The organism is Pseudomonas sp. NFACC16-2 (genome assembly GCF_900119205.1).
Lineage (GTDB): Bacteria > Pseudomonadota > Gammaproteobacteria > Pseudomonadales > Pseudomonadaceae > Aquipseudomonas > Aquipseudomonas fluorescens_Q.
In genome coordinates, this window is the sequence record NZ_FPIX01000006.1 from 54,707 (window position 1) to 68,082 (window position 13,376).

The window sequence follows — 13,376 nt, forward strand, 5'->3', positions numbered from 1 at the left end:
GCAGCCGAGCGGGAGCAAGCTCCCGGGCACAAAAGCGCCTTTGCATAAATGGCCGGGGAGTCAGCCGCCAATCGCATCCTTCAGGAACCCCGGCGCTATGTAGCGCTGGTAATGGGCTTCGGACAGGAGGAAAAATTCCCGATCAATGGCGTCGCGCAGGTCCGGCAGGTCCCAGTCGCGAAACTCCGGCATCAGCACCATGCCGTAGGCTTCCAGGTTGTTGATCACCCGCGCCCCCCTGGCGATCAACTGATAGGCCCAGCAATATTCCGACTGGTGCGGCACAAAGCGGATCTTGCGCGACTCCAGTTGCTGGCGCAGCAATACCGGGTCGAAAACCTCCAACTTGGCCACCATCACCTGCACCAACAGCTGCTCGAGCCGCATCCACACCGCGCGCTTTTCGTCCTCGTTGTAGCCGTTCCAGTGAATCACTTCATGGTGGAACCGCTTGCAGCCACGGCACACCAGGTCACCGTAGACAGTGGAGCAAAGGCCGACGCAGGGGGTCTTGATGAGCTGGTTGGGCATAAGCAAACGCACACGCAAAAGCAGGACAGGCCGGCATGTTAGCCCTTTGTCTAAGATTGATCACCCCTCAAACTTCCAGGCCCAACTTACCTTTAATTTTTTTTTCCCGTAGAATCAGCCAGCCTTTTAAGGCGCCAATGTCCGTTAGAAGCTGTTTTCAAAGCGTCACGAGCACAGTCGTTCCTTCAGAGCGGTGTTGGCGAAGGGTCTTTCCAGCGGGGAAAGCCCAACGCCAACCCTCATCAGCTCCCGTTCTGCAGGCGTAAAACTTTGAAAGCAGCTTCTGTGAGGAACGTGCGGAAACTCTGGCGTGATGGCTCAAAAAGCCGTCGACGCGCATGAGTACCGCGGGTTCCTGGATGAGCGTCCCGGACACCCATTTGGGACCACTGATGAGGGTAATAACTGTGCTTGAAGCCTACCGCAAACATATCGAAGAGCGCGCAGCCCTGGGTATCGTTCCCCAGCCGCTTAACGCCGAACAAACCGCAGGCCTGATCGAGCTGCTGAAAAATCCTCCGGCTGGCGAAGAAGCTTTCCTCGTTGACCTGATCACCAATCGCGTTCCGCCTGGAGTCGACGAGGCTGCCTACGTCAAGGCCGGCTTCCTGTCCGCCCTGGCCAAGGGCCAGGCCCAATCCCCTCTGCTGGACAAGAAGCGTGCCGTTGAACTGCTCGGCACCATGCAGGGCGGCTATAACATCGTGACCCTGGTGGAGCTGCTGGACGACGCCGAGCTGGCGCCGGTAGCCGCCGAAGAACTCAAGCACACCCTGCTGATGTTCGATGCCTTCCACGACGTGGCTGAAAAAGCCAAGAACGGTAACGTTCACGCCAAAGCCGTGCTGCAATCCTGGGCTGACGGCGAGTGGTTCAAGAAGCGCCCGGTGCTGGCCGACAAGATCAGCCTGCGCGTGTTCAAGGTCACCGGCGAAACCAACACCGACGACCTGTCCCCTGCTCCAGATGCCTGGTCGCGTCCTGACATCCCGCTGCACGCCCTGGCCATGCTGAAAATGGCCCGTGACGGCATCGTTCCGGACGAGCAAGGCAAGACCGGCCCGATGAAGCAGATCGAAGAAATGCGTGGTCAAGGCTTCCCGATCGCCTACGTCGGCGACGTGGTCGGTACCGGTTCCTCGCGTAAATCGGCGACCAACTCGGTGCTGTGGTTCTTCGGCGACGACGTCCCTTTCGTTCCGAACAAGCGCGCCGGCGGTTTCTGCTTCGGCAGCAAGATCGCACCGATTTTCTACAACACCATGGAAGACGCCGGCGCCCTGCCGATCGAATTCGATGTGTCCAACATGCACATGGGCGACGTGATCGACCTGTACCCGCATGCTGGCAAAGTCTGCAAGCACGGCACCGATGAAGTTCTGACCACCTTCGAAATGAAGACCCCGGTCCTGTTGGACGAAGTCCGTGCCGGCGGTCGTATCCCGCTGATCATCGGCCGTGGCCTGACCGAGAAGGCACGCGCCGAGCTGGGTCTGCCACCGTTCGACCTGTTCAAGAAGCCTGAAGCCCCCGCTGAAAGCACCAAGGGCTTCACCCTGGCGCAGAAGATGGTCGGCAAGGCTTGCGGCCTGGCAGAAGGCCAAGGCGTACGTCCTGGCACCTACTGCGAACCGAAAATGACCACCGTGGGCTCCCAGGACACCACCGGTCCAATGACCCGTGACGAACTGAAAGACCTGGCGTGCCTGGGCTTCTCGGCTGACCTGGTGATGCAGTCCTTCTGCCACACCGCGGCCTATCCAAAGCCGATCGACGTCACCACCCACCACACCCTGCCTGACTTCATCATGACCCGCGGCGGCGTTTCCCTGCGTCCGGGCGACGGCATCATCCACTCGTGGCTGAACCGCATGCTGCTGCCAGACACCGTGGGTACCGGTGGCGACTCGCACACCCGCTTCCCGATGGGCATCTCGTTCCCGGCCGGTTCTGGCCTGGTCGCGTTCGCCGCTGCCACTGGCGTCATGCCGCTGGACATGCCGGAATCGATCCTGGTGCGCTTCAAAGGCAAGATGAAACCTGGCATCACCCTGCGTGACCTGGTTCATGCCATTCCGTACTTCGCCATCCAGAACGGCCTACTGACCGTCGAGAAGAAAGGCAAGAAAAACGCCTTCTCCGGCCGCATCCTGGAAATCGAAGGCCTGGAAGGCCTGACCCTGGAACAGGCTTTCGAACTGTCCGACGCCTCGGCCGAACGTTCGGCTGCCGGTTGCACCATCAAGCTGTCGAAAGAATCGATCACCGAGTACCTGCAGTCCAACATCACCCTGCTGCGCTGGATGATCGGCGAAGGCTACGGTGACGCCCGGACCCTGGAACGTCGCGCCCAAGCGATGGAAGCCTGGATCGCCAACCCGCAACTGATGGAAGCCGATGCCGACGCCGAATACGCCGAAGTCATCGAAATCGATCTGGCCGACATCAGCGAGCCGGTGCTCTGCGCGCCGAACGACCCGGACGACGCCCGTCTGCTCTCCAGCGTGGCTGGCGAGAAGATCGACGAAGTGTTCATCGGTTCGTGCATGACCAACATCGGTCACTTCCGCGCTGCCGGCAAGTTGCTGGATCAAGTCAAGGGTCAGCTGCCAACCCGTCTGTGGCTGTCGCCGCCGACCAAGATGGACGCTCACCAACTGACCGAAGAAGGCTACTACGGCATCTACGGCAAGGCTGGCGCACGCATGGAAATGCCAGGCTGCTCGCTGTGCATGGGTAACCAGGCACGCGTTGAGCCGAACAGCACCGTGGTGTCGACGTCGACCCGTAACTTCCCGAACCGCCTGGGTGACGGCGCGAACGTCTACCTGGCTTCGGCCGAACTGGCGTCCGTTGCTTCGATCCTGGGTCGCCTGCCGACCGTCGAGGAGTACATGGAATACGCCGGCAAGATCGACAGCATGGCAGCGGACGTGTACCGCTACCTGAGCTTCGACCAGATCGCCGAGTTCCGTGAAGCGGCTGCAAACGCCAACATCCCGGTCGTTCAAGCCTAAGGCTTAGACGCTCGACGAAAAACGCCGCCCTTCTTGCGAGGGGCGGCGTTTTTTTATGCCTGTCATTTCGATACCAGCCGAACCACCGCTATCGCGAGCAGACTAACGTTGGTCTATCTGACAGGCCGATCTCCCTCGCCACCGGGGAATGGTGGCGATTGGCAGATTTGTGCTCGCTACCACAACCCGTGTGGGCCGGTCAGGCCATCAGGGAGTAGACCAACGCCGTAATCGCCACCAAACCCACCCATACCACAAAGACATTGGAAGCCTGACCGCGATAGCGGGCCATGGCCGGGACTTTGCGGATGGCGTACATCGGCATCAGGAACAGGATGGCCGCGATGACCGGGCCGCCCAGGGTTTCAATCATGCCCAGGATGCTCGGGTTGAGCGTGGCGACGATCCAGCACACCAGCAGCATGAACGCCGCCGTCAGGCGGTCGAGGGTCTTGGGCGCCGGGCGGCGGCCGCTCTTGACGATCAGGCCCTTGAGGCCTTCGCTGGCGCCGATGTAATGGCCGAGGAAGGATTTGGAGATCGCCACGAAGGCAATCAGCGGCGCGGCAAAGGCAATGGTCGGGTTGCTGAAATGGTTGGCCAGGTACGACAGGATCGACAGGTTCTGCGCCTTGGCCTCGGCCAGTTGCGCCGGGGACAGGGTCAGCACACAACTGAACACGAAGAACAGCACCATCACCACCATCAGCACATGGGCGCGCGACAGGATCTGCGAACTGCGCTCCTCGGCATTGGCGCCATAACGACGCTTCTGGTCCACCGCAAAGGCCGAGATGATCGGTGAATGGTTGAACGAGAACACCATCACCGGAATCGCCAGCCACAGGGTATGCAGCAGGGCCGATGGTTCAGGCGGCGTGGACGCCGTGGTCAGGATACCGCCGCTCCAGTGCGGAATCAGGAACACCGCCAGAAACAGCAGCGCAACGATGAACGGGTAGACCATCAGGCTCATGGCCTTGACGATCGCCTGCTCGCCGCAACGCACCACGGTCAGCAGGCCCAGGATCAGCACCAGGGACAGCACAACCCGAGGAGGCGGCTGGATATGCAACTGATGTTCCAGGAAACTGCCCACCGTGTTGGTCAACGCCACACTGTAGATCAGCAGGATCGGGAAAATGGCAAAGAAGTACAACAGCGTGATCAGCGCACCGGCCTTGAGGCCGAAATGTTCTTCCACCACCTCGGTGATGTCCGCGCCGTCGCGACCGGATAACACGAAACGGGTCAGGCCCCGGTGGGCATAGAACGTCATGGGGAACGCCAGCACAGCCAGGATCAGCAACGGCCAGAAGCCGCCCAGGCCCGCATTGATGGGTAAAAACAGAGTACCTGCACCGATGGCGGTGCCAAACAGGCCCAGCATCCACGTGGTGTCCTGGCGACTCCATTGGCTGAGGGTGGCTGGGACTGTCGTTTCAAAGCGCTCTTCGACGCTATTGGCCTGATCATTCATCCGGGCGGATCTCCGTATTCCGGTCACATGCACCCGGCCGGGACGAGTCGGAAAAGCCCGACAGGCAGCGCCCTGGCCGAAACAGGGGCGCGATTGTCCGGGATTCACGAGCAGAAGCAAAGACTTAGCTGAGGAGCGGTTATGCGTATCAGATCGCTGCCATGGAATTATCCCTGCATTCCCTGTGGGAGCGAGCAGGGCCGCCAGAGCCAGGCCGGCTGTCAGGGCGCAACCCTAAGCAGCCGTGAGCGCAGCAATGGATAGGTACCCCGTCAACAAAATACGAAATGCACATAATAAAAAGCCAAGCCCCCTGCCCCCGGCTCCTACAATCAGGTTGAATACTTGAAATCGCCCCAGCGCCTACAGGAGCCCAGCATGACCGCAACCGTTCTGGTACTGGTTGAAACCGTCAATGAATACCTGCCGATCCTCGAGAAGCAGGGTTACCACCTGGAATTGGCGCCCACGCCTGCCGAACGCAAGACGGCGATTTTCGAACACGGTGAACGCTTCAGCGCAGTACTGACCCGCGGCCCCCTGGGCCTGACGGAGGAAGAGATCGCCGCCCTGCCCAACCTGAAAATCATCTGCGTGATCGGTGCCGGTTACGAACAAGTGGACCTGCAGGCCGCGCGCCATCGGGGCATCGTGGTCACCAACGGTGCCGGGGTCAACGCGTCGTCGGTGGCTGACCATGCCATGGCGCTGTTGCTGGCGTTGGTGCGCGACATACCCCATTCCGATACCGCCCTGCGGCGGGGCGAATGGCCAAGGGTTGCGCGCCCTTCCCTGGCGGGCAAGCGGCTGGGCGTGCTGGGCCTTGGTGCGGTGGGCATGGCGATCGCCAAACGGGCCGCCCTGGGCTTTGACATGAGTATCAGCTATCACAATCGCCGGGTGCGCAATGACGTGCCCTACACCTTCTGCGCCACTCCCACGGAACTGGCGCGGGTTTCGGACTTCCTGATCGTCGCCACGCCAGGCGGCCTGGATACCCGGCAATTGATCAACAAGCAGACCCTCGATGCGCTTGGCCCAAACGGGTTTCTGGTGAACGTCGCCAGGGCCAGCGTAGTGGCCACCGCCGATCTGATCAGCGCCCTGGAACACCGGCGAATCGCCGGAGCGGCCCTGGATGTGTTCGATCACGAGCCCGAGGTGCCGCAGGCGCTGAAAAACCTGCCCAACGTCGTCCTCACACCCCATGTGGCCGGCCTGTCGCCAGAAGCGACCCGCGCAATGGTAGAGCTGGTGGGCCAGAACCTGACCGCGTTCTTTTCCGGTAAACCGGTGTTGACGCCAGTGCCGTGGCCCGGCGAGGAGCGTTAAAGAACGCCCAATAACGTCCACAAGCGCCGGGATTCGGCATCGGCACTGATCAGTTCACCCAACAACTCGCTCAACGGCTTGTTGCCCCACTCCACGCCGCGCCGGATCAGGTAGGGCACCGGGCTGTGGGGTTCGGTACGAGCCAGGTAACCGGCGATGACCAGTAACTGTCGATAGGCCTCTTCACGATTGGCCGGCTCCTGGAAGACCTGGGCGGGTGCCGCCTGCGCCTGGGACGTCGACGTCGTGGACGGCGGGGGTGTTTGCACCGGCGCGACGGTGGGTTGCTGTGGGTGCATCGCGATGAACTCCTCTACCAGTGCTAGCAAGGCCTGCATCACGTCCTGCAGGGATTTGTAGCCCGGGGCCAGATTGCCCAGGTAAGCATCGCTCCAGGCTTCGAGCCGCTGCAGGTGTTGCAGGCTCAACATCAGGCTGCCTTGGCGATGCAGCCAGAACGACAAGGGTGTGTTGCGAATCAGTTCGGCGAGTTTCTTTTGATCGTTGCGCGCAGCTTCCGCCGAGGCCTTGGCGTTCTTGCTGTCGTTGACCAACACTTGCTGGCGCTGCAAGCGTTGCCAGTCGTCCAGGCAGAAAGCGGCGAAGGCCTGTTCCCGGCCGTCGAACAACGGCACCCGCGTCAGCAGCACTTCGCTGTAGCGACGGGCCAGCCACTCCAGCGGAATCACCCGCCACGACTGGTCGCCTTCCTCGGCCTGGGGGTGCAACTGCTCCGGATAACGCTCACACAGCCCCGCCACCAGCGCCAGGCTGCCCGGCAATCCCTCCAGCCCGGCCATATGCAGCCAGGCCTCCCCCAGCCAGGCACTAATCATCAAGTCCTTGCTACGCTCCAGCAGCAACGTGGTCGCGAGCCGTTCCAGGTCCGGCCACAGGGCGCGCTTGATCGAAGACTGCCACACACCGGTGGGCAAGCTGGTGTCGTCCTCCCGGCGCAGTTCGCGCAGTTGGTCGTATTCCGGTTCGTAGCGCAGGTCCGGGCCACAGGGCGACTCGGCGCTGATCGGCTCGAGCAACTGAGTGATCAACTCAGGCAAAGGCGATATCGGCAAGCTCACAGGCCCTCCTCACGGGTGGCGATGGCGGGGCTCGATACGGTCGCCATGAAAGGTGAACGGGGCGCCCGCGTCGGCAGCGGCGGGATCGACAACGGCAGCTTGGAACCCTGGCTCATCAACGACAGGCGCACGAACATCAGTGTCTGTTCCGCCGTGCGGGCCTGGGTCTGGGCGGTGACCGGCAGTTGCAGGGCCAGGGGAAAATCGGTGTAGTCGACATTTGGCTGGCGCTGGACCGACACCAGCGAACGCATCAGGCGCAGCAATGACCAGGGCCCCTGGTACTCCCAGCCGGCCTCCAGGTCGCGCACCACCAGGTTCGGTTGCAATGGGTCATTGGCCGGACGCTGGTAGCCGTTGCGGGCCCAGCGCAAGGTCAGGCGCACGGGCTGGCCGACCATCCAGCGCAGGTTCTGCTGGCCGCCGCCGGGGTAGCTGATCTGTTGGTTGCCGGCGTCCAGACTCCAGGTGATCACCTGGTCGGCGCCGCGCTCTTCATCGCGATCGGTGCGCCAGCGCACGTCCATTTCCACCCCCAGGATGCCACTCTTGTCCCTTACGAACAGCGGCCCGAGCCAAGTACCGGCCTGTTTCAAACGGTTGAGGAAATCCTCGGCCGCCAGCCGCTCTGGCGTCTGGCTCAACGTCAGCCCGGCCTGGGCCAAGGGCAGGCGCGTGTCGATCAGTTCCAGCAAATGCTGGACACGCGCCGGATCGGCATCGCTGGCCCGCACATCCTGAGAAAATGGGAAGCGCCCGGCCAGGTACTGATTGAAATAGTTGGCCACGTCATTCCAGGCGCTCGCGGCCTGGTTCTGTTGCAGGTACAGGCACCGTTGCAGGGCACCCTGCTGCAACGCGACCGTGCGCTGGGCCAGGTCGCCGCGCCCGCTGGGCAGGCTGGCGGTCTGCAAGATCTGCGCGCAGGACGTGGTGTCCATGGCGATGAAGTCCCGGCTGACCAATTGCTCCAATTGGGCCGCCGAACTGGCCGGGTTCTGGTTCTTGTACTTGAGCAATTCATCGTTGAGGGCCATGAAGCGCGCTACCTGGTCGTGCTCCAGGGCCGACAGGTTGTCCTGCTGGACGATCAACCATTCCAGGGCGGGCATTCGCTGTTCGGCGACCTGCAGCATCACGCCGAACTGCTGGCTCAGGCTCAGCTTCAAGTCTTGTGGATCGCTGGCACCGTACAGCTGCAAGCCGAAGTTCTTCGAACCGTCCCAGCGCTGGACATCGGCCCGCTGGCTGAACAGTGGCTGGGCATCGATTTCGTCAAGGCCACTCTTGATCTGCGCCAATGCCCGGCGATTGAGCAGACGCTGGAAACGGATCGCCAGGTCGCCGCGATGTACATCCATGAAGGCTTTTTGTAGCGCCACGGCCTGGGTCGTTTGTACATTGAAGCCCATGCCGGGCAACGACGCGTCGCTTTCATCCAGGCTCAACCACATGGCCCGGGCCGCGGCGCCTTCGGCGGCCTGCATCAGCGCGTCACGGTAATCCGGCGGAATGCGCGGCAGTTCTTCGCCGGCATAGCTCTTGTAGCTGGCGAAGTAGTTCAGGGCGACACTGAAATCATCACTGCCAGCGCCTTGGCCCATCGCATCGGGGTTGCTGTCCGACGGATCCTTCTGCATGGCCAACGCCACGAAATCGCGCTTGAACAGCGCCTGCACCGCACCGTCCAGCGCCGTGACATGGTCCTGCAAGACCAGCAGGCCGCTGCCCTGTTGCACCAGCAGATTGTCCCGGGAGCCGGTCTGGACGATCCACTGGTCACGAAAACTCTGCTGCAACTTCGCCGCCTGGCTCTGCAGGTCCTGCTCGATATCCGGCCCCAGCAAAGTGCTGTGGCTGACCTTGTCCAGCATCTGGCTGTAGCCGGGCACCAGGTCCTGGCCCTTGCCTCGCCCCCAGGCCGAGTTGGTCAGGCTGACCAGGGTCTGCAAATCGTCGATCAGCGCCATCAGGTCTTCGAGTTCACTCAACGAATTGCCACTGCCGGCCTCCAGCCGTTGCAGGTGCAGCTTGAGGTAACCGGCCTGGCGCACGAAGTTGTCCGCCAGGAAGTAATGGTCCAGCCAGCGCTGCATCAGGCCGGTGAAATTATCGGAGATCACCGGGCGCGCGGCGTTCAGGTCCAGCCCTTTCAAATCGCCGTTCTGGGCATCGAACAGCACCCGGTTGTAGAAATGTGCACGGCTCAAGGTGCCGGTGTTGAGTCCCAGGGACAACGCGGTATTGCTCAGTTGCACCAGTTCGTCCAGCGGCGCCTTGGGGTCGTTCACCACCTGGCTGAACATCTGGTTGTGCTGTTCCAGGCGTACCGCCAGGTCCACCAGTGCCTTGGCCTTCACGTAGCTCTGCCATTGCGCCGGGTCTTCACTCTCGACATTGCCCCGCCGCTCGGTGTTACGGATGGACTTGAGTTGCTCAAGGTCTGCGTTCAACAGATCCCGCAACGGCAAGATCCAATGATGCCGGGCGGTCAGGCGCAACCCATTCTCCAGTTGCGTGTCCACGGAAGAGAACCACGAGGTGGGAAAGACCACCGAGACGAAGCGCCAGCGCGGGGCCTTTTCCAACATGTTCCAGTAGTTCTGCACGTTATGCCGGGTCGGTTCCAGCTGCGGTTCGTCAGGGTCGACCACGAGGTGGTTCTTATGGGTGCTGAGGATCAAGCGCGACAGCCCTTCGGCTTCCTCCACCGAATCGTGCCAGACCCAGACCATGCCACCCAACCAGACCAGGCCCACCACCAACGCCACCGCTGCGACCAACCGATGCCCGCGCTGGCGCAGGCGCAACAGCCGCGGTACAGGTTGGGCCAAGCCACGCTCAGCCACCAGCCGTCGTGACCACAATTGCCGGGCGAACACGGTTTGCCGCTGGACACTCTCGGCGGCGGTCAAACCATCACCGCTGACAGCCGGCGCCTGGCTGGCAGTGAAATACACCCCGCGACAACGCGGCGCTTCGCCTTGGGCATTGCCCTGGAACACCGGCTCCAGCAGGATCTGCGAGGCCCGTCGCAAGCCTTCGAAGCGCTCCGGCAAACCATAAAGATCGCTGCCCAATTGCCCCGACAGCGCACCGATCTCGATGATCGACTGCGACAGCGCCGCATTGACCTGATCCAGGGCCTGGTCACTCCACTGCGACTGCCAGGCCGCATCCGGCAAATAGGGCGAGGACCAGCCCAGCATCGATTCACGCGCCTCGGCGGGCAGCGCGCTGACCAGTTCCTGGACCCCGGGCAGCTCTTCCATCCCGGTGATTACTACGTACACCGGCAGGCTGAGGCCGAACCGTTGCAACAGGTCGATAAAGCACCGCCGGACCTTGAGGCTCAGTTCGGTGGTGTGTTCGATGTCATCAAGGGTGCTGAACGGCACGGTCCAGATCACCGCATCCAATGGTCGCTTGCTGCGCAAGCGCAACATCAGCCCCAACAGGCGCCACCAGTTACCCCGTTGCCGGTTCATGCCTTCATCGGGCAGGAACAACGCCTGGGGCACCACCAGCACCGAACCCTCGGCATCGGAAAACCAGCGCCCGAACCAGGCGGCCTTGTCGGTCGGTTGCAAGCGCCATTGAGCGCACAATTGGGCGCCGTCGGTTTCGTTACCGAGCATCATCAGCCAAGGCATCTGATAGCGGTCCCGGGTGCCCTGCTCCTGCTCCATGCGGCGCACCGCCCCATAGAAACTGCGAATCGCCGCCCCGCCTTGGGTCCGCAGCCACCAGATCAGGGCCGCGATCAACAACACCACGACGATGGCGAGCACCACCAGGGCAACGATGCTCAGCGGGCTCATGAGTCCTGCTCCTGGGCCACCGCCGACTCGTTCAGTTGCAACACCGGTTCGAGTTCCAAACGTATGTCACGCCAGAACACCTGCCCCAACCCGGTCAGCAACAACACCATCGCCAGGATCGCCAGCCCCAGGCGAAAGCCATCCGGCAACGATTGCTGCACCGGCATGCGCATTGGCGGCGTCGCCGCAGACAGCGCCAGGCGCTGGCTGACATCGACATAATCGGGTTCGTGCTGCCAGGCAAAGGTGAACAACGCCAGGCGCCATTTCTCATGCTGAACCTGGCCGGGCTCGCCACGCAATCGCCCCTGGAACCCGAGGATCAGGCATTGCAGGTAGACATTCGCCAGGTCCCGGGTGCCGGGCATCTGCTCGTCCAGTAGTTTCTTGATCGCCGCCGGCAAGCGCTCACCGGCCTGGCGACTGGCATACATGCGTGATTCGAGGGGGTGCTGCTGCCAGGCCAGTTGTCCGGGCCAAGGGCTGAACAGCAAGGTTTCGTCCACCAGCGCCACGAAGGCGTAGACCAGCGACTTGACCTGCTCGGTAGCGGCATCGCCGACGGTGGCGAAGGCCACCCGCCACAGACGCTGGGCGCTGCGCCCGGAAAACTCCACCACCCGATTGACCAATACCGCAGGGTCGCTGTCCTTGGGCAAGTCTTGCCACTCCTGGGACCACTTCAGCCAGGCCTGGCGAAAAGCACTGCTCAGCGGCGCCTCATGCAGACTCCGAACCGCCCCGCCACTTCCATCAGGCATACGACTCCCCTTTTGCGATCAGGCACTTTCACTGGCTTGCGCCACGAACAACACCACTTGCCACGGGCTGCTGGCCTGGGCCGATGCCGGCGCCACGATGTGCAGCGGCAATTGCGCGTCGAACCATTGGCCGCTGGCGGCCACCACAAACAAACGGGTGTCGTCGCCCACGCTGTAGGCCACCTGTTCGTTGCGGCTCATGGCCTGGTGGGGCAGACCGCTCATGCGTTGTCGGCTCAGCAGCGGGATGTGCCGCGCCGACGCGATGATCGCCCCACGCAACCACTCGCCCGCCGCCTGCTCGCTGGCGCCGTTGGGCATGCGCAGGCCGATCACCAGGCGTTGGTCCGGTTGGTCGTCAGGCAACTGGATCGAGAAGACCTGCTCATTGCGCTCGAAGGCCAAGCTGCGATAGCCGGCGCGAACCAGTTCCAGGGTGGTTTCCAGCCAGTCGAGCAACGGCTCGTAGCCGCGCTGCAATTCGAGGAAATCCAGCGGTGCGAAGGCCGGGACACCCGCCAGTGGATCGAGGGCCGACCAGCTCCCGGCCAGCCCCAGCAGCAAACCGTAGAGCGCCTGGGGCGTCGCCACCCGGGTGTTCAGCGCGCCTTCGACTTCCGGCAAGCGCGCCCACAAGGCGGTCAATTGCCGGCGGATCTCCATGGCATCGTCCTGATTGCCAGCCGCCTGGGCCTGGCGCAAGCGACCCGCGAGAAACATGCACTTTTCCCGGGCCCGGGCACACACCCCGGCGACCCGGCGACCGAGGGCCGACTCCGGCAACAGGATCGGCGTCGGCGGGGTGTATGGCACGCGCCAGAAGCCGCCGCCCTCCTTGCGGATGCGCAACAGCGGCAGGCAGATCGAATCCGCCTTGCTCAGTTGCGTGCACAGCCTCGGGTTGGGTCGCCAGACGGTGATCGACTCGGGAAATGCGCCGCTGGTGAGGTCCGGCAACGCCTCGCCGACCACCGATTGCAGGCGCCCCTTGAGCGGCACCAATTGCCCAGCGCGCCACAGCGGGCTGACGGCCAGGTACACAGTCACGGTGGCGTCGTCGGTCTTGTCGATCGCCTCGCCGATGTCCAACTCCAGGGTCGGCCCGACACCGGCCTGCAGGTTGACCGGCAGGCCGTCCGGCAAGGTGCCCTGCAATTGCAGCAGCCGCACCTGGCCGGCGCTGAGGGCCGAAGGATCGACTTCCAACTGGCTGACACCCCAGAACCAAGGGTTGCAGGCCCCGGCAAAATACGCAGCCAGGGCCTCGGCACGCAGCCCTTGCAATTGAAAATGCTGGGGCAGCAATTGCATGCCCTCATGCCAGCACACCGCGTCAGGTAACAGACTCATACGAC

At 62.8% G+C, this 13,376-nt stretch carries 8 protein-coding genes; 2 read left to right on the plus strand and 6 right to left on the minus strand.

Annotated features, from left to right (window positions below; genetic code table 11):
• Nucleotides 1–60: 60 nt before the first annotated feature.
• Entirely contained in the window at nt 61–531 is a 471-nt protein-coding gene (locus BT116_RS07580; protein WP_003202781.1) for a DUF1289 domain-containing protein, read from the minus strand.
• A 407-nt stretch (nt 532–938) separates the two neighbouring features.
• On the opposite strand from BT116_RS07580, the gene acnB reads away from it, so the two are divergent.
• Nucleotides 939–3,548 carry a bifunctional aconitate hydratase 2/2-methylisocitrate dehydratase gene (gene acnB / locus BT116_RS07585; RefSeq protein ID WP_072341823.1) on the plus strand — a complete coding sequence of 870 codons (2,610 nt, stop codon included), beginning with the start codon at nt 939–941 and terminating at the stop codon, nt 3,546–3,548.
• Nucleotides 3,549–3,747: 199 nt separating this feature from the next.
• Here the strand turns inward: acnB and BT116_RS07590 are convergent, their stop codons facing one another.
• Nucleotides 3,748–5,028 carry a serine/threonine transporter gene (locus BT116_RS07590; RefSeq protein WP_072341827.1) on the minus strand — a complete coding sequence of 427 codons (1,281 nt, stop codon included), beginning with the start codon at nt 5,026–5,028 and terminating at the stop codon, nt 3,748–3,750.
• A gap of 378 nt (nt 5,029–5,406) precedes the next feature.
• Here BT116_RS07590 and BT116_RS07595 point away from each other — a divergent pair, with 378 nt between their 5' ends.
• Nucleotides 5,407–6,360, plus strand: coding sequence for a 2-hydroxyacid dehydrogenase (locus tag BT116_RS07595; RefSeq protein ID WP_072341830.1), 954 nt, complete (start codon nt 5,407–5,409; stop codon nt 6,358–6,360).
• On the opposite strand, the gene tssA is transcribed toward BT116_RS07595, so the two are convergent.
• From tssA to tssK, 4 genes are read right to left on the minus strand one after another with little or no spacing between them, the layout of a single operon-like run.
• Nucleotides 6,357–7,439: a type VI secretion system protein TssA gene (gene tssA / locus BT116_RS07600; RefSeq protein WP_072341833.1), complete on the minus strand. Its 1,083-nt coding sequence runs from the start codon at nt 7,437–7,439 to the stop codon at nt 6,357–6,359. The genes BT116_RS07595 and tssA overlap by 4 nt on opposite strands.
• Nucleotides 7,436–11,260, minus strand: a complete 3,825-nt coding sequence (locus BT116_RS07605) for a type VI secretion system protein (protein ID WP_072341837.1) — start codon at nt 11,258–11,260, stop codon at nt 7,436–7,438. Before BT116_RS07605 ends, tssA begins: the two co-directional genes overlap by 4 nt.
• Nucleotides 11,257–12,021: a DotU family type IV/VI secretion system protein gene (locus BT116_RS07610; protein WP_072341840.1), complete on the minus strand. Its 765-nt coding sequence runs from the start codon at nt 12,019–12,021 to the stop codon at nt 11,257–11,259. Before BT116_RS07610 ends, BT116_RS07605 begins: the two co-directional genes overlap by 4 nt.
• Nucleotides 12,022–12,039: 18 nt before the next feature.
• Entirely contained in the window at nt 12,040–13,371 is a 1,332-nt protein-coding gene (gene tssK / locus BT116_RS07615) for a type VI secretion system baseplate subunit TssK (protein WP_072341844.1), read from the minus strand.
• Between the last annotated feature and the right edge of the window lie 5 nt (nt 13,372–13,376).